Source organism: Frateuria sp., assembly GCF_035695185.1.
GTDB lineage: Bacteria > Pseudomonadota > Gammaproteobacteria > Xanthomonadales > Rhodanobacteraceae > Frateuria_A.
Window position 1 is genome coordinate 1 of sequence record NZ_DASSES010000048.1, and the last position, 22,164, is coordinate 22,164.

The following is a 22,164-nucleotide window of genomic DNA, read 5'->3' on the forward strand; positions in this document are numbered from 1 at the left end:
ATCGCACCGACGTTGATCGCGCTCAGCATGCGCTGGCGCTGGCCGGCCATGCTGGCGAAGCCGGTGGGGATGTCGCCGGACCACAAACCATAGGCGTAGCGCTGCGCGCCCAGGTAGAAGTTGCGGTTGAGCGACCACACGCGCAGGTCGGAAATGGCGCGCTGGCCGTCGTAGAGCGCGCGCTGCATGTCCATGTGCTGCAGGTCGACGGCGACGTCGTCGGCCTCGTCGTTCCACCAGCCGACCATGCCGGTGGCGAACGCATGCTTGAGCGCATCGTTGAAGAACCACGCGCGCGCGGCCGGGTTGGCGAAGTCGATCTCGCGCACGGGCTTGCCGGAGAAGTAATCCGGCGCCGGGTCGCTCTGCGCCAGCCAGTAACCGTGCTCGGTCGCTTCGCGCCCTTCGACCGTGTCGACGTGGATGCGCGGCTTCATGATGCCGGTCAGGTGCACGCCCTGGGCGTCGAGCAGGGCCTTGAGCTTGCCGCTGTCGCCGTCGGGGAACTTGTGCTCGTTCCAGCGGAATTCGCCGTAGTGGTCCTCGCCCCAGGCCTTCCAGTCGAAGTCGAGGGTGAAATTGTCCAGCGGGATATGGCGCTCGCGGTAGCCGTGGACGATGTCGAGCAGCTCCTTCTCGTCGATGCCCCACTGGCTGTTGGTGAAGCCCATCGCCCACTTGGGGAACAGCGGGCTGCGGCCGCTGACCTGGGCCAGCGCACCGAAGATGGCGTGTGGATCGCCGACGAACACGTAGTAGTCCAGGCCGCCGTCGAACATGCGCGCGTCGATGCGCGTGTCGCCCAGCGCGATCTGGCCGCCGATGCCGTCGATCAGCACGCCGTAGCCGGCAGTGGTCCATACGAACGGTGCCCCGGCGTGGCCCTGCTCGCCGGCGGTGACCGTGCGGTAGCCGTCGCGCAGCAGCCCGGCGGTGGCAGGCTCCGTGGCGTCGAAGCCGCCGATGCCGTACATCGGCTCGCCCTTGGCGTGGATCAGGCTCAGGCGGCCATGGCCAAGCGAGGACAGGGCGAACTGGCGCAGCAGCGGCGGCTGGCCCGGCAGGCCGATGCGCAGTTCACCATGCTGTTTGTCCCAGACCGCATCCAGCTGCGCCGAGTGCAGGCGGGCGCCATCGGCATCCTGTGCGATATCGGCGCCGGGCCGGCTCGCGGCGTGCAGTGCGGGATCGACGACGAGGGTCGGGGCAGGCGCGTGGCCGGCCTTCCGGAACTGCACGTGCAGCGTGCCCGGAGCGGTCAGCTCGACACGGAGCGTGTCGGCACCGAGCGGGATGTCGAACCCCGGCGCGGCCGGCGTGATGGAGGCGGACCTGGCCAGCGCAGCGTGCGCCCGGGCCTGGGAAAGCGATGCAGCGGAAGAGGGGGACACCAGCAATACTCCGACGACGAACGACGTGATCGGCCCCATCGACGCGTGCTTGAGCTTTGTGAAGAGCGCGTGCAGGCGACCAGGGCCGGGCCCATGGTAGGGCGCATGGCGGAGGTCGCGACACCCGTATGCATACGTATTCATCTGTGACATGGCGCGGTTTTCCGATGGTGCGGCGCACGATCCGGCGACGCGGGGTGGGGATGGAAAAACGGACTCGGCCGTACCGGTAGCGCAGGTCTTTTCACCCTCCGTGGACGTCCGGAAGGCGGCAGGTGACCGCGCGTTCACTCGAGCACCACCGAGGCGTAGGCCGGCAGGTGCAACCGGCCGGCGGCGATGTGGGCGCCGGCCTCGCTGGCCAGGCGCAGCCGGCTGAAACGCGTGAGCGGGCCGGCCAGTTCCAGTGTCTGCGGCTTGCGCGAGAGGTTGTGGACCACCAGCACGTCGGCGCCGGCATCGCTCAGTTCCCAGCTGGCCAGGCCCGGGTTGGGGATGGCCGGAAGGTGCAGCGCGCCGTCGCGCAGCACCGCCAGCTGACGGCGCCAGCCGATCAGCGTGCGGTACCAGGCGAGCAGGGAGTGGGGGTCGGCCTGCTCGGCTTCCACCGTAACGTCCGGGCCGTCGCCCGCGGTGAAGCGCTTCCAGCGACTCTCGCCGGATCCGTGCGGATCGCGGTACCAGCGCATCGGCTCGCGCAGGTCGGGGTCGGGCTTGCGCCCGCGCATGCCCAGTTCCTCGCCGTAATAGAGGAACGGCCGGCCGGGCAGGGTGAGCAGCATCGCCGCGGCCGTGCGCATGTGCCGCGCGTCGCCGCCCAGCTGGCTCATCACCCGTTCCTGGTCGTGGTTGGACAGGAACGGGGCGTCGCGGCCCGGAGGAATCGCGGCGCCGATGCGCCCGAGGAGCGCGCTCAGCCCGTCGTTGCGTTCGCTGCGGGCGCTCTTCACCAGTTGGGCTGCTAGCGGAAAATCGAACACCGCATCGAGCGGGCCGAACCACGGGGCGAGCTGACTGGGGTCGTCCCGGGTCACTTCTCCGACCACGTAGACGTCCGGGCGCACGTCGGCCATCGCGTGGTGGAACGCGCTCCACCAGGCGAGGTTGCGTTCGAGCACCCGCGGGTCGTCGGCCTGTTGGGGGAAGTCCACGTAGACGTGGCGGGCGGCGTCGAGGCGGAAGCCGTCCACGCCCTGCGCCAGCCAGTAGCGGCCGATGTCGGTCACCGCGGCGCGCACGGCGGGCGTGTCGAAGTCCAGGTCGGGCATCTCCCCGGTGAACACGCCCAGGTAATGCTGCCTGCCCAGCGCGTGCCAGGCCGGTCCACCGGTGGCGCTGGTCGCATGCAGATCGGTGCCCGGGCCGGCCCAGCTGTACCAGGCGTGGTGCGGATCGTTCGGATCGCGGGCGGCGAGGAACCAGGGATGCTGGTCGCTGGTGTGGTTGACCACCAGATCCATGATCACCCGGATGCCGCGCCGGTGGGCCGCGTCCAGCAGTCGGCGGAAATCGGCCAGCGTGCCGTAGCGGGGGTTGATCGCGCGGTAGTCGGTGACGTCGTAGCCGTGGTAGCTGGGCGACGGGTTGATCGGCATCAGCCAGATGCCGTCGACGCCGAGTGACTTGAGGTAGTCGAGCCGGGCGGTCACGCCGTTGAGGTCGCCCGTGCCGTCGCCGTCGGTGTCGTACCAGGCGCGCACGAAGATCTCGTACCAGACGCCGGAGCGGGCGGGTACGGTTGCCTGGCCGTGGGTGCGTTCCGCCGTCGCGTGCTGGTCGGCGCCGGCGGTGGCGAGCGGTGCCAGCGCGGCAAGCAGGAGGCCGGCAAGCAGCGACGTCACCCCCGGGCGCATCAGGCGACCGCCGCCGGGCCGCCCGCGGCACAATGCCGGGCGATGAAGTCGGCATGGCCCGGCATGCCCTCGACCGCGCGCCCGAGCAGGGTGCGGATGTGCGACAGGAATTCGTCCAGCTGTGCCTGCGGCAACGCATCGGCGAGCGGGTGGTGGCTGGCCGGTGCGATGCCCTGGCCGAGCATCACCTGCAACCAGGCGGGCTCGGCGAACAGTTCGTCGGCGTCGCGGACGATACGGCCGCCGCTGCGGAACAGCGCCAGCTTGCGCTCCAGCGATTCGGGCAGGTCGATCTGCGCGCAGTGCTGCCAGAACGGCGTGTCGCGGCGCTCGGTGGCGCGGTAATGCAGGATCAGGAAGTCGCGGATGCGTTCGTACTCGAAGCGGGTCTGGCGGTTGTACTCGGCCACCAGGGCGGCGTCGCAATGGCGGTCGGGGAACAGGTTCAGCAGCCGCTGCACCCCTGACTGGATCAGGTGGATGCTGGTCGACTCCAGCGGCTCCATGAAGCCGGCCGCCAGGCCGAGGGCCACGCAGTTGCGGTTCCAGCTCTGCCGGCGCATGCCGCTGGTGAAGCGGAGCAGGCGGGGCTGTTCGAGCAGTTCGCCCTCGATGTCCCGGACCAGCAGGGCGGCCGCCTCGTCGTCACCCATGAACCGGCTGCAGTAGACGTGGCCGTTGCCGCTGCGGTGCTGCAGCGGGATGCGCCACTGCCAGCCCGCCGGTCGCGCGTTGGCCTGGGTGAAGGGACGCAGCGGCTCCACGCGGCTGCTCGGCGCGACCACTGCGCGATCGCACGGCAGCCATTGGCGCCAGTCCTCGTAACCGGTCTTGAGCGCGTCCTCGATCAGCAGGCCGCGGAAGCCCGAGCAGTCGACGAACAGCTCGCCGCTGATGATCTCGCCGCTGGTCAGCTGCACGGATTCGATGAATCCGTCGCTCGCGCGCAGGTTGACCTTGACCACCTTGCCTTCGGTGCGCTCCACCCGCTGGGCGGCGTGCCGGCGCAGGTAACGGGCGTACAACCCGGCATCCAGGTGGTAGGCCCAGCGCAGGCCGGTGAGCGGCGTATCGCCGACCCGCTCCAGTCGGGCGAAGCGGTGGGCGTCGATCGCCCTGGCGTTGAGCGAATAGGCCCACAGGTCGGGCGCGCCCGGAGCCTGCCGGCTGCGCAGCCAGTAAGGGTGGAACGGCAACAGGCCCAGCGGAAGGCCGATGTCGCCGAACGCGTGCAGATAGGAAGCGCCCAGCCGATGCCAGTCGTTGAACTGGATGCCGAGCTTGATGGTGCCCTGCACCGAACGGAGCAGGTCGTCTTCGTCCAGCCCCAGGAAGGTGTTGATCAGGCGGATGGAAGGGATGGTCGATTCGCCCACGCCAACGGTGCCGATCTCGTCGGATTCCACCAGCCGGATGTGCACCTGCTCGCCCAATGCGCGGGACAGCAGGGCCGCGGTCATCCAACCGGCCGTGCCGCCCCCGACAATGACGATTTGCCGGATGGTCGAAGCGTTCAGGGGCATGTCGTGGCTCCGCGTTCGTTGGCTCGACTCTGGCCGACCTTGAGCCGGAAGAAAAAGGCCCCGTCGATCTTGCTGACGGGGCCTGGCTGGGGCAAGGCGGGACGCTTACTGGAACTTGTACGACACACCGACCTCGTAACGACGCCCGTAGCGCTCCCAGGTGAGCACCTGCCGCGGATCGTCGTTCTGGTAGGTCACGAACGTCTTGTTGGAGAGGTTCGAGCCCTGCGCGATCACGGTCAGGCCCTCCAGCGGGCCGTGGTCGAAGGTGTAGCTGACCTGCGCGTCGTAGACGCTGCCGCCCTTGATCGTCTGCTCGATGCGGGTAGCGCTGATGCCGGATACCTCGCCGAGGAAGCTGGAACGGTAGCTGTCGCTGACGCGGGCCTCGAAGCCACTGTGCTGGTAGTACAGCGTGGCATTGGCGGTCCACTTCGACAGGCCCGGCACGGTGATCGGATCCGGGTTGTCGCCGTAGACCAGCGAGCTCTTGGTGTAGCCGCCGGTCACGATGGTGCCAAAGCCCGACAGCGCCGGGGTGATCTGGCTGAAGGGCAGGTTGAGGGTGGTCTGCAGGCCCTTCACGTAGCCACGGCCGTCGTTCACCGGGCCGGACACGATGCCCAGCGTCGTGCCGAGCTGCTGCTGCTGCTCCGGCGAGAGATAGGCGCCTGCGAAGGCGGCGAAGTCATAGAGATAGGCCGCGTTCGGGTTGATGTAGTCCTTGAGCTTCAGGAAGTAACCCGACACCGACACGTAGCCGCCGCCGCCTGCACGGCACAGGTCCGAGGCTTTCGATTCGGCGGAGCTGCACTGGTAGCCCGAATCGTCGCCCTGGAAGTAGTGCTCGTAGCTGACGTTGTAGTTGTCCGCCATGGTCGGCAGCAGCTTGGCATTGCCGCCCGAGGCGCTGAAGTACGAGAGGTTCGGGTCGGTGTTCGGCAGGCGGGTGATGTTGCCGGACACGCCCAGGCTGGCGCTCATCTGGTCCATGCGCGGACGGGCCATCACGCGGGCCGCGCCCACGCGCAGGTCGTCCTGCTCGCCGAAGCCGAAGATCAGGTTCATGCTGGGCAGGTACTTGGTGAACGAAGTGCCGCCGGAAACCGGTACCAGCATCGCGTTGGACCCGTTGGTGCCGCCGGCGCTCGCTTCGACGCGCTGGCCGGTGGACGACTGCGCCGTGTGCGCCGCCTGCACGCCGAAGTTGCCGCGCAGGCCGACGTCGCCGAGCGTGGTGTCGAGGTTGAACTGCAGGTACGAGGTCAGGTCACGCTCGTTGACCTCCCAGTTCGGCGGCACCGAGATCGACGACAGCGCCGTCGGGAACTGCTCGTAAGTGCCGTCCGCGATGAACGCCATCGGGTCGTAGCAGACCTGCGAGCCAATGCCCATCCACGACAACGGGTCGCAGCTGGGGGCGCTGAGCGGGGCCGTCTGCGCGCCGTTGGGCAGGATCAGGAAGGCCTGGTCGATGTTGTAGGTCTTGTTGCGGGTGCCGCGCACCACGCCCAGCTCCACCGAGGAGAACGGGCCGTTGAGGAATTCGCGCTCGACGGCCAGGCGCAGGTTGGCCATGTGGTCGTCGGTGTGCGGCGCATTGACGAAGCCGGCCTGCACCACCGGCGGTGTCGCGCCACCGCCCCAGCCCTGCGGATCGGTAAGCACCATCTGGCTGCCGCTGTAGTCCAGCGACGGGTCGAGGTAGAGCAGGCCGCCGGACTGCTCGCTGAAGCCGATGCTGTCGGTGGCGCCGTTGCCCACGCCGAAGCCGGTGCCCGCATAGCTTTCCACCATCACGTCATGGCGCCGCGCGCGCGAGTAGCTGGCGGTCAGGCTGGCCGACCAGTTCTCGTTGAAGCGCAGGTTGTTTTCCCAGTTGACGTTGTAGACCTTGGCGTTGGTCTTGTTGTAGTCGTTGCGGACGACTGCCTTGACGTTGTCGTAGGTGCCGTCGCTGACGAAGCCGTCCGAGACGTTGCCTTCGGTGAGCGTGACGCCCGAGCCCCAGAACAGCGGGAACTCGATGCCCTTGGCCTGCTGGGTTTCCTTGAACTTGTCGTAGGTCAGGTCGAGGGTGCTGTTGAAGTGCTCGTTCGGCTGCCACTGCAGGGTGGTCAGCAGGCCGGTGCGGTTCATCTGGTCGGAGATGCCGTAGTTCTTCGCGCCACCGACCACGAGGTTGCCGTTGGCGTCGTTCGGGTAGCCCCAGGGCGCCTGGTGCTGGATCTGCGCCGGGTTGGACTCGAAGTCCACGCCGACGGTCACGCCGAACGTGTGGTTGGCGAACTGGTTCACCCAGACGCCGTTCACGTTGTAGCCGCGGTCGCCCACGCCCGGGCCGTCGGCCAGCTGCTTGGTGCTGTCCCAGACATAGCGCGCGTTGAGTGCGCTTTCGGCCTTGTCCTTGTCCAGCGGACGGATGGTATGCATGTCCACCGTGCCCGACAGGCCCTGGCCGACCAGGTCGGCCGAAGGACTCAGGTGCACCACCACGTTGTCGAACCAGCTGGAGGGGTACTGGTCGAATTGCACGTCCCGGTTGTTGGAAGTGGAGACCTGCTGGCTGCCATTGACCAGGGCGGTGGAGAAGTCCGGCCCCAGGCCGTGGATGCTCACTACCTGCGGGCGGCCGCTGACGGTCTGCACGGCCAGGCCGGGCAGGCGACCCAGCGTGTCGGCGATGCTCACGCCCGGCAGCTTGCCGATCTGCTCGGCCGAAACGGCCTCGACGATCGCGTTCGAGTTGCGCTTGAGTGCGGTGGAGTTCTGCAGGCTGCTGACGAAGCCATTGACCTCGACCGTGCCCAGCTTGCGCGCCTTCTTGTCCTCGTTCTGGCTGCGCTGGGCGGCGGCGCCGGCCTGCTGCTGGTCCTGGCTCTGCGTCGTGCTGGCCGACGGGTCGGCATCCTGCGGCGCGGCCATGGCGGCGCCGGTGAAGCAAAGACCTGCCGCGATCAGGGCAAGGGCCAAAGGACTGCGTTTGATCAACATGTGCGTCTCCCCGCGAAAATGGTGCGATCTGGTTTTCGTGTTATCCGGCCGCGCGGCGGCAGGTCATCGGCAACGTGGGGCGATGTTAAGGCTGCGTTTCCGTGACACGGCCATGGCTGCATACGTATTCATCGCCGAGGCTGCTGTGTCGTCATCGCGCTGCAGCATCGGGGCGAAGTGCTCCGGCGATGGGCTTCGATGACAGGCAGCAGGCCCGCGCCTGTGTAGTCAGGGCGTGCCTCGTCGGCGCGGGCGTGAAGGTGCTCATTCGGTGGGACGGGCGACTCATTTGTTGCAGCCGCAGCACGGATGAATACGTATGCAGGCGGATCGAGCGTTTTGGGGGCTGCGGATAAGCTGACGCGGCTTTCTTTCCAACCTCGAAGGCGCAGGCGAGCGCTGAAGGCTGCTTTTGATGATCAATCCACCTTGGTGGCGCGGAGCCGTCACCTACCAGATCTACCCGCGCAGCTTCCTGGATACCAATGGCGACGGGGTGGGCGATCTGCCGGGGATCATCGAAAAGCTCGACTACGTGGCCAGCCTCGGCGTGGACGCCATCTGGATCTCGCCCTTCTTCAAGTCGCCGATGGCCGACTACGGCTACGACATCGCTGATTACTGCGACGTCGATCCGATGTTCGGCACGCTGGAGGATTTCGACCGTCTGCTGGCCAAGGCGCACGGCCTGGGCATACGCGTGATGATCGACCAGGTGCTCAGCCACACCTCGGTCGACCATGCCTGGTTCCAGGAGAGCCGGTCCAGCCGCGACAATCCCAAGGCGGACTGGTACGTATGGGCCGATGCCAGGGAGGACGGCACGCCGCCGAACAACTGGCTGTCGATCTTCGGCGGGGGCGCCTGGCAGTGGGAGCCGCGGCGCGGCCAGTACTACCTGCACAACTTCCTGGCCTCGCAGCCCGACCTCAATTTCCATAACCCTCAGGTGCGGGCGGCGATCCTCGAGTGCGTGCGCTTCTGGCTGGAGCGAGGGGTCGACGGCCTGCGCCTGGACGCGATCAACTTCTGCTTCCACGATGCGCAGCTGCGCGACAACCCGCCCAAGCCCCGGGAGCATCGCGTCGGCCGCGGTTTCAGCCCGGACAACCCGTACGCCTTCCAGTACCACTGGTACAACAACACCCAGCCAGAGAACCTGGCCTTCCTGACCGAGCTGCGTGCGCTGCTCGATCGCTATCCGGGCACCGTGGCGCTGGGCGAGATCTCTTCGGAAGACTCGCTGGCGACGATGGCCGAGTACACCCGGGCCGGTCGCCTGCACATGGGCTACAGCTTCGAACTTCTGACCGACGACTTCAGCGCCGCGCACATCCGCCATACCGTCCAGCAGCTGGAGACGCAGATGGACCAGGGCTGGCCCTGTTGGGCCATCTCCAATCACGACGTCGAGCGCGTGCTCAGCCGCTGGGGCAGGGCACAGCCGACCGCGGCGCTGGCCAACCTGTTCACCGCGCTGGCCTGCTCGCTGCGCGGCTCGGTCTGCATCTACCAGGGCGAGGAGCTGGGGCTGACCGAAGCGCAGGTGCCGTTCGAGTCGCTGAAGGATCCCTACGGCATCGCCTTCTGGCCCCAGTTCAAGGGCCGCGACGGCTGCCGCACGCCGATGCCGTGGAACGGTGACCTGCATGCGGGCTTCAGCCAGGGCGAGCCGTGGCTGCCGGTCGCGGCCGAACATCGCGAATGCGCGGTGGCGAGGCAGGAAGCCGATCCGGACTCCGCGCTGCATGGTTTCCGCCGAGTCCTGCGCTGGCGCAGCGGACAACCCGCCCTGCGCTGGGGCGACATACGCTTCCTCGAAACGCCCGAGCCGGTACTTGCCTTCACCCGGAGCCACGGCGGCGAGACCGTGCTGGTGGCATTCAACCTGGGCGCGAGTGCGCTCGAGGCCGAGCTGGCGCTCGACGGCAGCTGGCATGCCATCGATGGCCACGGGCTTGCGCAGGGCGTGTTTGCCGCCGGACGGCTCCAACTACCCGGCCACGGCGTGGTGTTCGCACGCCTGGCCTGAAGCGCGAACGGCCGGCTCCGAACGACCGCGCGGGCTCCTGCAGGAGCCCGCGCCAGCCCTCCAGGCAGCTTCCCGGCATCACGGGATCACGGCATCACGGGATCACGCGGCGATGAGCGCCCTGTGCGTAGGCTTGCACCGGTCCTTTCATCAGGAGCCACCGCATGCCCAACCCCATGCCCCCCGCCAACCGCAAGCACGGCACCGGCGACCGCAACGAGCAGGAGGTCGCGCGGATGGATCACAAGCTGCAGGAAAAGCGCGACGCCAAAGAAACCCGCGACGCGAAAGAGGCCGATCGCGAAGCCAAGCGCGAGGAAGGCATCGACCATCCGTAGCCACCGGAAATGAAAAAAGCCCCGGAGGCTTGCGCCACCGGGGCTTTCGGCTGGAACGGATTGGTGGAGTGGAGGAGGATCGAACTCCCGACCTTCGCATTGCGAACGCGACGCTCTCCCAGCTGAGCTACCACCCCACGCGAGCCGCGCATGTTAGCAGCGTCGCGTGGCGTTCGCCAAGAGCCTGGTGCCTTCCGTTTTCGGGACCGCGGGCTTCAACCCACTCGCCGCCGCAGAGCCGGCAGCGTCAGGCATATCAATCCGGAAGCTGGGCACTCAGCCGCTCGTGCAGCACCTCGCGCCGCCAACCCTCGAGGAACTCGGGCCATTCGCGCGTGCTGAGGTAGTCCTCCAGCACCTTGCGCGGGCACAGCAGGCCGGCCGGCAGGTCGAGTTCGCCGGCCAGGCGGTCGACGGTGTCCTTCATCGCGGCGAGCGCTTTCTTGGCGGCACCCAGCACGGGCGTGGGGATCGTGGCGGTGGCCGCCACTTCCTGTGCGTCGGGAACGGTTCGGAGGAGCTCGAGCAGTTCCGTCCGTTGGGCCGAGCGCAGTGCGCGCTGCCCGCGGCTGCGCTGTTCGAGTTCGGCGAGGCCTTGTGGCGGATTCTGCGCAAGGTCGAGCGCCAACGCATCTTCCACCAGCCACGAGCGCGGCCGGTCCAGCGCGCGCGCGCTGCGGTCGCGCCACACCAGGATGCGGCGCAGCAGCGCCTGCTGCGTGCGCGGCCATTCGGCCGCCGCGCGGAAGCTGCGCTGCGGCTGCGGGTCACCCTCGTGCACATTGGCCCGGCGCTTGAGTCGTTCGCAATCTTCCGCGTGCCAGGCCGTACGGCCGCGATCGGCCAGGCGGGCGGCAAGCTGCGCTCGCACCGGTTCCAGATAAACCACGTCGAGGGTGGCGTAGAGCCGCTGCGATTCGGTCAGCGGCCGCTGCAGCCAGTCGGAGCGGGTTTCGCCCTTGTCGAGGTCCGCGCCCGCCAGTTCGGCGACCAGCGCGCGGTAGCTCAGGCCCAGGCCCATGCCCACGAAGGCGGCGGCGATCTGGGTGTCGAAAAGCACCCCGGGTCCCTGGGGGAGCAGCGGTGCGAGTGCCTCGAGGTCTTCGCCGGCGCTATGCATCACGGTTACCGTGGGGCCCGTCGCCAGGCGGGGGCGCAGGGCGTCGCCGATATCGAAGGCAAGCGGGTCGACCAGGGCGTAGCGCCCGTTCCACCCCAATTGGAGCAGTGCCAGCTGCGGGTGGAACGTGTTGCGCCGCATGAACTCGGTATCCACGCCCAGCGCGGCATCGGGGGGCAAGTCGGCCAGCCACGCATCCAGCGTGTCACGACGATCGATCCATGTGGCGGCGGCCGCCGTGGGCACGGACATGCGAAGGGTTCCTCGGTGTGGGTTCGGCAGGGGCGGCGCGAGCGCATTGCCCTGTCATCGGCCCTGCCATAAGGTGAGCAGCGCACGATAACAGCCTTGGGACCTCCATGCCGAGCAATGAAACCGTCCGCCTCCAGCGCACCCTTGGTGGCGCATTGGGCGTGCTCGTGCTTGGTGCGGCGCTGGTCTACCACTTCTTTCCGCGAGTCTTTCATGTCGATCCCGCAACCCTGACGGCGCGTCGCCCGGCCCCGGTCGGCTTCGCGCCTCGGCCTGCACCGCGCACGCCAGCCACGCCCCTGGACGCCGAAGCCGACGCGGGTCCCCCGCTCACGCTGGCCCCCGCGGCGGTGATCGCAGGTCGCATGGCCAAGGGCAACCAACACTTGCCCGAACAGCTCAGCGCCGACACCCCTGAGGTGCAGGCCTTGCTGGCGCGCGCCCGCGAGGCCCTGCGGGCGGACCGGCTGGTCGGCGACGAGGACAGCGCCGCCGCGCTCTACACCAAGGCGCTGCACGACAAGCCCGACAGTCGCGCGGCGGCCCAGGGCCTCAACCAGGTGCGGGCTCAGCTGGTGGCGCAGATCGGCCAGGATGTCGCGGTCGGCGATGCGGATTCGGCTCGGGATCTGCTCGACGGCTTGAAGAAGCTGCCAAACAGCGCCGGCGACGTCGCACAGCTGGAGCAGAGCCTGAAGACCCTGGCGAAGGTCCGCCCGATGCTGGCCGAGGCGGCCTCGCTGTTGCAGCAGGGCAAGGCTGACCAGCCGCAGGGCGCCAGCGCGCTGGATCTCTACCGCCAGGTGCAGACGCTCGATCCACAGAACGCGGTGGCCGAGCAGGGCGTTTTCCAGGTGCAGCGGGCCGTGCTGGACCGTGCGCTGGCAGCGGTCGCCCAGAACGACTTTGCCGCCGCCGACCGCGCGCTGGCGGAAGCCGAGACCATCCGCCCCGGCTCGCAGCAGCTGGCTGACGTGCGCAACCGCGTCGAGGGTATCCGCCGACAGCGCGCCAACGGGCTGCTGGCGCAGGCGCGCTCGGCGCTGGATGCCGGCAACCTGGACCTGGCGCAGCGGCTGGCCGGGCAGGCCCAGGCCCTGCAGCCAGGCCTGAAGGGCATGGACGAGTTCCAGCAACAGCTGACCAATGCCCGCCTGTATGCCAGCTACAAGCCGGGGCAGGTTTTCAGCGACCGGTTCGTCGACCTGCCGGGGCACACTCCAGCCATGGTGGTGATCCCGACCGGCAGCTTCCGGATGGGGGCGCCGGAAGGAGAGGACGACCACACGGATGCCGAGACGCCCCCGCACCAGGTCGCCCTGGCCAAGGGCTTCGCCATGGCTCGCACCGAAGTGACGGTGGGTCAGTTCCGCGAGTTCGTGCGCGCCAGCGGCTACCAGCCGGACTCGACCAGGCTCGGCGGTGCCAGCGTGTATGACGAGCGCAGCGGCGTCCTGCGAGACGACCCGCGTGCCACCTGGCAGGACGACTACGCTGGCCGCCCGGCGCCGGACGACATGCCGGTAGTCAACGTGTCATGGCGCGACGCCAAGGCGTATGCCCAATGGCTGAGTGAACGCACCGGCAAGCGTTACCGCCTGCCCACCGAGGCCGAGTTCGAGTACACCCTGCGCGGCGGCACCCAGACCCGCTTCTGGTGGGGCGGGCAGGCGCCTACCCGCAAGGTGGAGAACGTCACCGGCAGCAGCGACCGCTCACCCAGCGGGCGGCGCTGGAGCAACGCCTTTCCCGACTACCGCGATGGCTACTGGGGGCCGGCGCCCGTGGCCAGCTTTGCGGCAAACCCGTTCGGCGTGTACGACATCGATGGCAACGTTTCCGAGTGGGTCGCCGACTGCTGGCACGACAACTACGTGCGTGCCCCCGTCGACGGCAGCGCCTGGCTCAATCCCGGCTGCAGCGTGCGCGTCGTGCGTGGGGGTTCCTGGGGCAGTTCGCCAGAGCAGGTCCGCTCGGCCTACCGGCAGGGCGCCGATGGCACGGTGCGCAACGCGCGCGTCGGCTTTCGCGTCGTTCGCGAACTGTAGACATGCGCCTGAAGAGGATGCAGCTGGAGCCGGAACCTGGGCCAGGTGGTCGCGTGACGGCCTATCCAAGCCATGCAACATCTGCAAGACTGCATGTCCGGCCAGCAGTATGCGCGCTGCCTGCCGGATTCCCGGCGGGCGGAGTCCTCCGGGGGGAGGGCGCAATGAATCCGGAAACCGTACGCTTGTTCGTGCCGTTCAGCGGTGAGGCTCCCTGGATCGTGAGGGGCGACGCCTCAAGGGTGGGAACCTATCCCACGCGGGCCGAGGCGATCTCGGCAGCCGTGCGGGTGCGAGCCAAGCTGGCGCGCGCCTGGGGTCTCCAGCATCCGCCAGTGCGCGTGCAGGAGAGCGATGGCAGTTGGCATGAACTGGCCGATCCGGACTCCACGACTCTGGTGCAATAGGTGCAGCCCTAATGGAAAAGACGTCCGGCCCCTGGCGGATCCTGCTGGTCGAAGACGAAATGCTGGTGGCCATGCTGCTCGAGGACATGCTTGTGGAAGCCGGTCATACCATCGTCGGTCCGATGGCGAGGATCGACCAGGCGGTCGAAGCGGCCAGGAGCGAGGCGATCGACCTGGCGATCCTGGACGTGAACGTCGGCGGCGAGGAGGTCTATCCGGTGGCCGAGGCGCTGGCCTCCCGTGAAATCCCCTTCGCCTTCGCAACCGGTTACGGCGCGCACGGTCTGGCCGAACCCTGGCAGGACCGTCCCACCCTCCAGAAACCGTTCCATCGGAGCGATCTTTTCAGGATGGTGGCGGAGTTGGCGTCGTCGTACTCGTGTTGAGCCCACTGCCGCATGACGGCGATCCTCGGAGCGGCACCCGAAGTGTGACAGCTACGAGCATCGGCATGCCCATCGGACGAGGCCGGGCGGATGCGCTAAGATGTTCGAACAGCATTGTTTCACTGGGTTTTCACAGAAGATCGGGTTCATTGTCGGACTAATGCGCCGATACAGCAGTGACTGAGCGGTTCGGGGATCCACCAGGGGAAGGGAGATGCCAAAGGGGATAGGGGCAAACATCTGGTTCCGGCATATTGCGGTAACCCTTGCGTACGCGCTCGCATACACTCTCTTGCGCGAAGTAACCTTCAGCCACTGGATACCCCTTGCGGGTTTCCGCTTCTGTGTGCTGCTGTTCGTTCCCTATAGATATTGGCCTGCCCTCGTTCTGGGCGAGTTCTTGCCGCTTGCATACACTGGCATCGCGTGTGCACCGAAATACGGGTGGGCTTGGGGTGCGACATTCATGGTTCCTCCCATGTTGTTCGCCATGCCGATAATTCGCTGGTGCCGTGGCCGCAGGCGGCTGTTTCCATCGAGGGCCAGCACGAACATCAATGTGTTTTTATTTTGCACGTTGACTGTCTCGCTGCTCTGGGCCGCTGTGAATATCGCGACGTTCTCGCTGATGCGCGGTCCCTTGGTCGACGCCTATGCATACGAGACACAGACCGTCGCTGGCTGGTATCTCCTCGGGAACTACATCGGCATTCTGACAATCGTTCCGCTCGTGCTCCTTGCGCGCGAGGAGTGGGCTGAGGGCAACAGAGGCCGGCTGTGGGCGCGTTTGGCGGAGAGTCGCCTCGTTCTCGACAGCGTGTGCCTGTTGTTACCGTCTCTTGCACTGCTGGTGTGGCTTGCAACGAGCATGCCGGGGCACCAGGAGGCGCGGGTTGCGATGTTCCTGCCGGTCGCGTGGCTTGCCTTGAGGCATGGTTGGCGGGGAGCGGCGGTGGGAGGAACTGCCGCCAGTATTGCCGTCAAGCTCACGATGCCCGCCATTCATGATAGCGACACGCTGCACGCGCTGGTTTTTATTGCATTCACTGCCAGCACCATGATGATGCTTGGTGGTCGAATTGCGGTGCTGCACGAACGCGAGGAAAGGCAACGAATCGATGCGCGGCTTGCCTTTGCCCTGGCGCAGCGAAATGTCCACCTCGGCGAAATCCAGTTGCAACAAATCTCCGGTGCCCTCGAGCAGCTGAGCGGATCGATCCAGGCGTCCTATACGCAAATGCTTGGTCGCCTGCGGTGCTTGTTGCCTGGGACCGACGAACGAAATTACTACCGCCAAGCGGCCGTTACGCAGCACCAGATGTATCGCCTCGCCGATTCGCTGTATCCACAGGCGTTGCGTGAGCGTGGCCTGCCCGCAGCCCTGCGCGAGGGTTCGGTGCCCCGGTCACTGGATGAAGCTGGCATCGCTTATTGGTGCGACGTAAAGGGGGACGCGCTTGACGGGCTTTCCATGGGCGTGCAAGTAACCCTGTACCGCCTGGTCAACGAAGCGGTCGCCGTACTCTGTGCCGAGCGGAATGTCAGTCGCATACACGTTCGGCTTCGCAATGGACTATTCGGCGGCCGGCGCTGGGTGGTGCTTCGACTGCAAAGCCGCGTCGACTACGAGCGACTGAGCAGGGTGCGCTGGGACCAGTTGGCGCCCGTGTTGGGGGGGAGCGGGTTGGGCGTGGGTGCAATCAAGGACCGGGCGGCAGTCTTCGGAGGAAAGGTTCGGGCAAGACTGCGGTCCGAAGGAAGCTGCATCGCCATCATGCTTTTCGATGCTGAAATCTGTTGATATCCCTCGCCGCAACTCGGGGTATTGCAGCTGATCCCACTGGATTTCTTGCGCGCAAAAAAAAACCGCCTCTCCGGGCGGTTTTTCTTATTTCAGTTGAGATGCGTATTGCATTCGGCAGGGTCGCTGTCGCAACTGGGCGCCGCTAATGTCGACGTCTGCGCCGCCGTAAACATGGTGGTGCCGTCACTCATGGGTGTCGCATCAAGCTGGACACCGCTGTCGCGATACAACGTCTCGGTATAGGAACGCAGAGGCACCGCCGTCGACGAGGTGGCTATGGCCTGTTGGGGAGTCGAGATGTCTTGCGCATCGCGCCCCATCGGCAAAACCAGGAACTGGCCATTGGCGGTGGCGAAGGCTACCCGGACGTTGCCATTGAGATCGTTGACCTGAATGTATCGGACACCATTGTTGTTGAATGCATAAACGTGCCAATGCACGCTTGCGCTAACGTCTTGCGCATTCGGCCAGCTCTGCCCCAGGCCAGTGCCGGACGGTTCTGCCGCTAAAGCGGACGCCGAAAGGCCCAGGACGACCAGACCTGCGCAAAGCGCACGGCACGGAAGGAGTTTGATCATTGCCATATCCCCTTGTTGGACTGCTCGCTAATTGAGCAATTGCCACTCTAGCAGCTGCGAAAGTGATTTTTTTGAGAAGCACGGTGTGTATTCAGTCGACAGCAACGCTGCCCCTGCCGCGTTTCTTTCATTTCGCTCGCCAGGAAAGCCAGCGTCCGAACGAAAAAAGAGCCCGCATTGTAGCGGGCTCTTTCGGCGGTTCAGCCGCCCTTTCTTGTGGTACCGGTGATAGGACTCGAACCTACACTCTGTCGCCAGAAGCGGATTTTGAGTCCGCCGCGTCTACCATTCCGCCACACCGGCACAAGAACGTGGATTATGCCCGGGTCAGTGCACCGGGTCGAGTCCCAGCTGGCGCTCGCAGCGCTCGTAGCAGTGGTCGTCTGGCAGCGGCCGGAAGATGGCGCACCGCGTCATGTTGCCCGAATAGATGTGCAGGCTGACCGCGATCGCGTCTTCGCTCGGATTGCGGATCGTGTGGTACTCGTGGGGTGGAATCAGGCTGCCGGCGGAGCCGGGGCCAGCCTGGATCGAGCCCACGGGCTGGAAGCGGCAATGGCCGTTCTCGTCGGCCAGGCGTTCGTACTGCACCACTTCGAGTGCGCCGCTCCATACGCCCTCGACGCACCACATGCCGCAGTGGTCGTGGATCGGGGTGCCCTGGCCCGGGCCCCAGGTCATCGCCACCACGCAGTAGCCGTGCTGCTCGCTTCGGTAGAGCTCGCGTCGCGCATAGTGGCCTTCCGCGGTCTCGAACACACAGTCGGGCAGCTTGACCGAGCCGCTCCGCATCAGCTTGCACAGACTGTTGCGCAAGGCGTCGGTGACGGCAAAGGTGGTTTGCATGCCGACGGCATGATCGATCGCTTCGATCAAGGCGCGGCAGCCGGGAAATTCCGTGGTAAGCATGGGGGATTCTCGCGGTACGGCTTCACGCCAAGTTTAGCGTACGGGTGTTAGCCGGCCGAGACGGCCTCGTCAGGAATTCACAGATCGGCAAGGAATCCACCGATGGCGCGGCTGTAGTTGGGGATGTCGACCAGAAAGGCATCGTGGCCCTGGGGCGAGTCGAGCGCGACGAATTCGACCCGTGCGCCGGCGGCCGACAGGCCGGTGGCGATCTGTTCCTGCTGTTCCAGCGGGAACAGAATGTCGGTGCTGACGCCGATCACCAGCGCGCGCTCGACGTGGATGCGCTTCAGGCCTTCCATGATGTCACCGTTGCCGTATTCACCGATGTCGAACCAGTCGCTGGCGCGTGACAGATAGAGGTAGCAGTTGGGATCGAAGCTCCGCACGAAGCGTTGTGCGTGGCCCTGCAGGTAGGACTCCACCTGGAACTCGAACCCGAATGGCTCCTCCTCCCGCTTCTCCGGATCCAGTCGGATGCGCGCGAAGCGCCCGTTCCATTCCATGGCCGAACGGTAGGTGATCACACCCAGCTTTCGCGCGATGCTCATACCCATCTCCGGGTAACGGCCATCGGTGCCATGGATGTCGTAGTCCCCGCCGTTCCAGTGGGGATCGAGCCGGATCGCCTCGCGTTGAAGCGAACGAATGGCGATCGCAAACGGCTGTGCCTGCGGCGCGGTATCCACGCTGATATGGGTGCGTACGCTCCCCGGGTGCAGCACCATGTAGGCCAAGGCGCCCATTCCACCCATGGAACAGCCGATGAGGCAGGCCAGGCGCTCGATGCCCAGGCCGTGGCGCACCAGCTCGAAGGATGCGTTGGCGACGTCTTCCAGCGCCAGCTCGGGAAAATCGAGGCGATAGGGTTTGCCCGTGGCGGGATCGATCGAGGCGGGGCAGGTCGAGCCCTTGTCGCTGCCGAGGGAATTGACGCAGACGACGAACCAGCGGCGAGTGTCGATCGCCTTGCCGGGGCCGAGCATGCCCTCCCACCAGCCGGGCGTCGGGTCCTGTGCGCTGGATGCGGCGTGCGCGCTGGGCGAGAGGCCGGTCAGGATCAGCACCGCGTTGTCGCGTGCCTGGTTGAGCTGCCCCCAGGTCTCATACGCCACCCGCGCTCCGAGCAACTGGCCACCCCGCTTCATACGGAATGGCGAGGGCAGGGCATGGTAGCGGCGTGCGTCGGGGGCGTCGGTGGTCATGGATGAACCTTGTCGATGACGATCCTTATCGGCCCGGCGTGGTCCACCGCGACCACGCCGGCCTCGCCCTCCAGGTCGCCGGGCCGGGCGATCGCCTGGCCGCTGGCGCTGACCCTCGCGCCGACGAGGACCTTGTCCACCGAGGAGAGCTTGAACTGAGGGGCCATCGCCATCGCGTCGGTCAGCGTGACGGTGGTCGGCAGCTGCGAGGCATCGAGGCGCGCCACGGCGAGCGGCATCGGCGGACCTTGCTCGGCACGCGCGTAGACAAACAGTGCGGCACCGGGTTTGAGTTTGTCGCGCAGTGCCGGGGCAAGCTGCACCTGCACCGTGAGATGCGGCCCGTCGCCGCTGCTGGCGGAGGCCGGCTGGGCACCGGCGCGCGCCTCGGCCACGGCGATCTGTTCGGTCACCGCCTTGGCCACGCTGGAGCCCGGTTCGAGCAGCGGCTGCAGGCGGCGCCAGGTGGCGGCCGAAGCGGCATAGTCCTCGTGCTGGAACTGGCTGATGCCGAGTAGCCAGAGCCCGCGCTGGTTGGATGGATCGGCCTGCACCGCCTGCCTGAGCAGCTCGAGGGCGCGGCCTTCGATGCGATGGTCGTCGCGGATCATGGAATCGGCTTCGGCCCAGCCAACCATTGCGGCGCCGTTCTTCGGGTCCAGGCGGAGCGACTGGTCGTAGGCGTCGCGTGCCTGCACGTTGTGGTGCAGCGTGCTTTCGGTCTGCGCCAGCAACAGCCAGCCCTGCAGGTCATCCGGCTGCTGCTTGAGATGGTCACGCAGTGCGGCGACGGCACGGTCGATGTCCATCGCCGGTTGCGCGACCACGCCATCGAGCGCCACCGGCGTACCGACCAGCAGGTACAGTCCACCGGCGGACAGCGGAACCACGAAGGCCACGGCGAGTACCAGGGCGAACAGGCCGCCGGGGTGACCCTGGCGGCGACCGTGCCGTACCAGCGGCCAGAGCAGCAGCGCGAGCGCCGCCGCGATCATCACGGCAGCGGTCAGGTAGAACGCGAGCTTCACCAATCGTCCCCTTGTTCGATCGTGGCGTTGTCGACCAGCCGGCTGTCGATGCGCGCAGCCCGTCCGCGCCTGCGGACGGTCACCAGCACCACCGCGGCGCCCATCAGCAGGAACAGGCCGGGGCCGAACCAGAGCAGCCAGGTGGCGGGCTTGACCGGCGGGTCGTACAACACGAAGTCGGAATAGCGGTCGACCAGGTATTGCTTGATCTCGTCGTCGCTCTTGCCCTGCTGCATCAGACCGAACACCTCGTGACGCAGATCGCGTGCCAGGTCGGCATTGGAATCGGCCAGGTTTTCGTTCTGGCAGACCAGGCAGCGAAGCTGGCGGGTGAGGTTCTGGAAGCGGACCTCCTGGGCGTGGTCCTTGAACGGCAGCGGGTCGATGGCCTGGGCGTGGGCTGCGGTCGCAATGACCAGGAACATCGCGACGAGCATCCGCAGGAGCGTCCCCGTACGCGTCTTCGATGCCCCGCGGTCGAGACCGGGTGCAACCCCGCAGGGGAACAGCCGGCTCATGGCGCCTCCTGCTTGAGCTGCGCGATCAGCGGCCTGAGCTCTCGTTCGATCACCTCGGGCGTGAACGGCCCGATGTGCTTGTAGCGGATCACGCCCTTGGCATCGATCAGGAAGCTCTCCGGCGCACCGTAGACGCCGAAGTCGATCGCAGTGCGCCCAGGCCGGTCGGCCATCACCATGTCGTAGGGGTTGCCGTGCTGCGCGAGCCAGGCCTTGGCATCCTCGGGCGCGTCCTTGTAGTCGTAACCGATCAGCGGCAAGCCGAGCGTGCGCCCTTCGGCCATCAGCACCGGGTGTTCCTCGCCACAGGCGATGCACCAGCTGGCGAAGACGTTGACCAGATAGGGCTTGCCCAGCATCGAGGCCTTGCTGACCGTCCGGGCGGGATCATCCAGCAAGGGCAGCACGTACGCGGGCGCCGGCTTGCCGATCAGCGGCGAGGGCACCTCGCGTGGGTCATGTCCGGTGTTCCACCAGATCCCGAAACCGAACAGGCCCACCAGCAGCAGGAAGCCGATCAGCGGCAGCGAACGGCTCATGCGCGTGATTCCTTCGCCGGCAGCACCGGTTCGGCCGGGCTTCTCTCGGCCGTGCGCCGGGCGCGAAAGCGCTTGTCCGCGCCGGCCACGAAGCCGCCCAGCATCATGAACAGCCCGCCGGCCCAGATCCAGCGCACGAACGGCTTGGCATAAAGGCGCAGCGCCCAGGCCCCCTCGAGCTTGTTCGGGTCCATGGGCTCACCGAGCGCGACGTAAAGGTCACGCGTCACGCCCGGGTCGATCGCCGACTCGGTCTGCACCTGGCCGCGCGGGTAGGTGCGCTTCTGCGGGTGCATCACGTCGATTGTCTTGCCGTCACGCAGCACGGTTACCGTGCCCTGTTCGGCATGCCAGTTCGGGCCGCGGGTGGCGTCTACCCCGTCGAAACGGAAGGTGTAGGCGCCGACGGTCTGCGTGTCGCCCGGTGCCATGCGCACGTCGCGGGTGACGCTCAGCGACTCGGACAGCAGCACGCCCACCAGGAACACGCCGAGACCGAAGTGCGCCAGCAACATGCCGGCCATCTCGGCCGGATAGCGCCGCCCCCGCGGCATCTCGCGCCAGCGCTTGTAGACGTACAGCAGCGTGCCGACGCCGCACCACACCGCGGCCGCCACACCGGCGATCGCCTTGGCCTGGCCATCCACGAAGAAGGCGGCGACGATGGCGCAGGCGACTGCGGCGATGGCCACCCGCAACAGCACGCTCTTGAGCGGACCGGCGTCGCTCTTGCCCCAGCGCAGGAACGGCCCAAACGGCAGCAGCAGTACTACCGGGAGCATCAGCAGCGGGAACAGGAAGCCGAAGTAGGGCGGGCCGACCGAGATCTTGCCCAGGTTCAGCGCATCGCCCAGCAGCGGGAACAGCGTGCCCAGCAGCACCATCGCCGCAGCCACGGTGAACATCAGGTTGGCGATCAGGATGACCGTCTCACGCGAAAGCAGCCCGAACGCCTTGCCGCCGGCCACTTTGGGCGCCCGCAGCGCGTACAGCAGCAAGGAGCCGCCGATCACGATACCCAGGAAGGCCAGGATGTACAGGCCGCGGCGCGGGTCGGAGGCGAACGCGTGCACGCTGGTCAACACGCCCGAGCGCACCAGGAAGGTTCCCAGCAGCGAGAGCGAGAAGGCGAAGATCGACAGCAGGATCGTCCAGGCACGCAAGCTGCCACGCTTCTCGGTCACCGCCTGCGCGTGGATCAGCGCCACGCCCACCAGCCATGGCATGAAGCTGGCGTTC

At 67.0% G+C, this 22,164-nt stretch carries 18 protein-coding genes and 2 tRNA genes; 6 read left to right on the forward strand and 14 right to left on the reverse strand.

Annotation, left to right across the window (positions count from 1 at the left end):
• The 4 genes from VFH59_RS03585 to VFH59_RS03600 all read right to left on the reverse strand — a co-directional run.
• On the reverse strand, window positions 1–1,391 hold a 1,391-nt coding region (locus VFH59_RS03585; RefSeq protein WP_325163518.1), incomplete at its 3' end, for a TIM-barrel domain-containing protein.
• A 287-nt stretch (window positions 1,392–1,678) separates the two neighbouring features.
• Window positions 1,679–3,244, reverse strand: coding sequence for an alpha-amylase family glycosyl hydrolase (locus tag VFH59_RS03590; protein WP_325163519.1), 1,566 nt, complete (start codon window positions 3,242–3,244; stop codon window positions 1,679–1,681).
• Window positions 3,244–4,761, reverse strand: coding sequence for a tryptophan halogenase family protein (locus tag VFH59_RS03595; protein WP_325163534.1), 1,518 nt, complete (start codon window positions 4,759–4,761; stop codon window positions 3,244–3,246). The genes VFH59_RS03590 and VFH59_RS03595 overlap by 1 nt, the downstream gene beginning before the upstream one ends.
• 111 nt (window positions 4,762–4,872) lie before the next feature.
• Window positions 4,873–7,761 (reverse strand): TonB-dependent receptor, encoded by a 2,889-nt coding sequence (locus tag VFH59_RS03600; protein ID WP_325163520.1) that lies wholly within the window; start codon window positions 7,759–7,761, stop codon window positions 4,873–4,875.
• 415 nt (window positions 7,762–8,176) lie between these two features.
• Here VFH59_RS03600 and VFH59_RS03605 point away from each other — a divergent pair, with 415 nt between their 5' ends.
• Both VFH59_RS03605 and VFH59_RS03610 read left to right on the forward strand, forming a co-directional pair.
• A complete protein-coding gene (locus tag VFH59_RS03605) occupies window positions 8,177–9,793 on the forward strand; it encodes an alpha-glucosidase family protein (protein ID WP_325163521.1) in 1,617 nt (538 codons plus the stop codon).
• A 164-nt stretch (window positions 9,794–9,957) separates the two neighbouring features.
• The gene (locus tag VFH59_RS03610) at window positions 9,958–10,131 is read left to right on the forward strand and encodes a hypothetical protein (RefSeq protein ID WP_325163522.1); all 174 of its coding nucleotides are present in this window, start codon (window positions 9,958–9,960) and stop codon (window positions 10,129–10,131) included.
• A 61-nt stretch (window positions 10,132–10,192) separates the two neighbouring features.
• On the opposite strand, the gene VFH59_RS03615 is transcribed toward VFH59_RS03610, so the two are convergent.
• Both VFH59_RS03615 and VFH59_RS03620 read right to left on the reverse strand, forming a co-directional pair.
• Window positions 10,193–10,268 (reverse strand) — tRNA-Ala (locus tag VFH59_RS03615).
• A 119-nt stretch (window positions 10,269–10,387) separates the two neighbouring features.
• Window positions 10,388–11,503: a ribonuclease D gene (locus VFH59_RS03620; protein WP_325163523.1), complete on the reverse strand. Its 1,116-nt coding sequence runs from the start codon at window positions 11,501–11,503 to the stop codon at window positions 10,388–10,390.
• 107 nt (window positions 11,504–11,610) lie between these two features.
• Between VFH59_RS03620 and VFH59_RS03625 the strand changes: the two genes are divergently transcribed.
• From VFH59_RS03625 to VFH59_RS03640, 4 genes are all read left to right on the forward strand, one after another.
• Entirely contained in the window at window positions 11,611–13,551 is a 1,941-nt protein-coding gene (locus VFH59_RS03625) for an SUMF1/EgtB/PvdO family nonheme iron enzyme (protein WP_325163524.1), read from the forward strand.
• 164 nt (window positions 13,552–13,715) lie between these two features.
• Complete coding sequence (locus VFH59_RS03630) at window positions 13,716–13,958, forward strand: hypothetical protein (RefSeq protein WP_325163525.1); 243 nt, start codon at window positions 13,716–13,718, stop codon at window positions 13,956–13,958.
• Between the two features lie 11 nt (window positions 13,959–13,969).
• Window positions 13,970–14,344, forward strand: a complete 375-nt coding sequence (locus VFH59_RS03635) for a response regulator (RefSeq protein ID WP_325163526.1) — start codon at window positions 13,970–13,972, stop codon at window positions 14,342–14,344.
• Between the two features lie 214 nt (window positions 14,345–14,558).
• The gene (locus tag VFH59_RS03640; RefSeq protein WP_325163527.1) at window positions 14,559–16,145 is read left to right on the forward strand and encodes an MASE1 domain-containing protein; all 1,587 of its coding nucleotides are present in this window, start codon (window positions 14,559–14,561) and stop codon (window positions 16,143–16,145) included.
• A gap of 92 nt (window positions 16,146–16,237) precedes the next feature.
• On the opposite strand, the gene VFH59_RS03645 is transcribed toward VFH59_RS03640, so the two are convergent.
• The 8 genes from VFH59_RS03645 to VFH59_RS03680 all read right to left on the reverse strand — a co-directional run.
• On the reverse strand, window positions 16,238–16,726 hold the full coding sequence (locus VFH59_RS03645) for a hypothetical protein (protein ID WP_325163528.1): 489 nt from the start codon (window positions 16,724–16,726) through the stop codon (window positions 16,238–16,240).
• Window positions 16,727–16,943: 217 nt separating this feature from the next.
• Window positions 16,944–17,029, reverse strand: a tRNA-Leu gene (locus VFH59_RS03650).
• A 24-nt stretch (window positions 17,030–17,053) separates the two neighbouring features.
• The gene (locus tag VFH59_RS03655; RefSeq protein WP_325163529.1) at window positions 17,054–17,635 is read right to left on the reverse strand and encodes a cysteine dioxygenase family protein; all 582 of its coding nucleotides are present in this window, start codon (window positions 17,633–17,635) and stop codon (window positions 17,054–17,056) included.
• Window positions 17,636–17,712: 77 nt separating this feature from the next.
• Window positions 17,713–18,840: a homoserine O-acetyltransferase MetX gene (gene metX, locus VFH59_RS03660; protein ID WP_325163530.1), complete on the reverse strand. Its 1,128-nt coding sequence runs from the start codon at window positions 18,838–18,840 to the stop codon at window positions 17,713–17,715.
• Complete coding sequence (locus VFH59_RS03665; RefSeq protein ID WP_325163531.1) at window positions 18,837–19,868, reverse strand: c-type cytochrome biogenesis protein CcmI/CycH; 1,032 nt, start codon at window positions 19,866–19,868, stop codon at window positions 18,837–18,839. The genes metX and VFH59_RS03665 overlap by 4 nt, the downstream gene beginning before the upstream one ends.
• Window positions 19,865–20,305 carry a cytochrome c-type biogenesis protein gene (locus VFH59_RS03670; RefSeq protein WP_325163535.1) on the reverse strand — a complete coding sequence of 147 codons (441 nt, stop codon included), beginning with the start codon at window positions 20,303–20,305 and terminating at the stop codon, window positions 19,865–19,867. Before VFH59_RS03670 ends, VFH59_RS03665 begins: the two co-directional genes overlap by 4 nt.
• Window positions 20,306–20,382: 77 nt before the next feature.
• Window positions 20,383–20,925, reverse strand: coding sequence for a DsbE family thiol:disulfide interchange protein (locus VFH59_RS03675; RefSeq protein ID WP_325163532.1), 543 nt, complete (start codon window positions 20,923–20,925; stop codon window positions 20,383–20,385).
• A partial coding sequence (locus VFH59_RS03680; protein ID WP_325163533.1) for a heme lyase CcmF/NrfE family subunit occupies window positions 20,922–22,164 on the reverse strand: 1,243 nt, incomplete at its 5' end. The genes VFH59_RS03675 and VFH59_RS03680, both read right to left, overlap by 4 nt.

Bases quoted from the DNA above. Each gene is read 5' to 3' on its own strand.
- VFH59_RS03590 (WP_325163519.1), bottom strand. From the start codon at position 3,244: ATGCGCCCGGGGGTGACGTCGCTGCTTGCCGGCCTCCTGCTTGCCGCG.
- VFH59_RS03600 (WP_325163520.1), bottom strand. From the start codon at position 7,761: ATGTTGATCAAACGCAGTCCTTTGGCCCTTGCCCTGATCGCGGCAGGT.
- VFH59_RS03605 (WP_325163521.1), top strand. From the start codon at position 8,177: ATGATCAATCCACCTTGGTGGCGCGGAGCCGTCACCTACCAGATCTAC.
- VFH59_RS03610 (WP_325163522.1), top strand. From the start codon at position 9,958: ATGCCCAACCCCATGCCCCCCGCCAACCGCAAGCACGGCACCGGCGAC.
- VFH59_RS03620 (WP_325163523.1), bottom strand. From the start codon at position 11,503: ATGTCCGTGCCCACGGCGGCCGCCGCCACATGGATCGATCGTCGTGAC.
- VFH59_RS03625 (WP_325163524.1), top strand. From the start codon at position 11,611: ATGCCGAGCAATGAAACCGTCCGCCTCCAGCGCACCCTTGGTGGCGCA.
- VFH59_RS03630 (WP_325163525.1), top strand. From the start codon at position 13,716: ATGAATCCGGAAACCGTACGCTTGTTCGTGCCGTTCAGCGGTGAGGCT.
- VFH59_RS03635 (WP_325163526.1), top strand. From the start codon at position 13,970: ATGGAAAAGACGTCCGGCCCCTGGCGGATCCTGCTGGTCGAAGACGAA.
- VFH59_RS03640 (WP_325163527.1), top strand. From the start codon at position 14,559: ATGCCAAAGGGGATAGGGGCAAACATCTGGTTCCGGCATATTGCGGTA.
- VFH59_RS03645 (WP_325163528.1), bottom strand. From the start codon at position 16,726: ATGATCAAACTCCTTCCGTGCCGTGCGCTTTGCGCAGGTCTGGTCGTC.
- VFH59_RS03655 (WP_325163529.1), bottom strand. From the start codon at position 17,635: ATGCTTACCACGGAATTTCCCGGCTGCCGCGCCTTGATCGAAGCGATC.
- metX (WP_325163530.1), bottom strand. From the start codon at position 18,840: ATGACCACCGACGCCCCCGACGCACGCCGCTACCATGCCCTGCCCTCG.
- VFH59_RS03670 (WP_325163535.1), bottom strand. From the start codon at position 20,305: ATGCTCGTCGCGATGTTCCTGGTCATTGCGACCGCAGCCCACGCCCAG.
- VFH59_RS03675 (WP_325163532.1), bottom strand. From the start codon at position 20,925: ATGAGCCGTTCGCTGCCGCTGATCGGCTTCCTGCTGCTGGTGGGCCTG.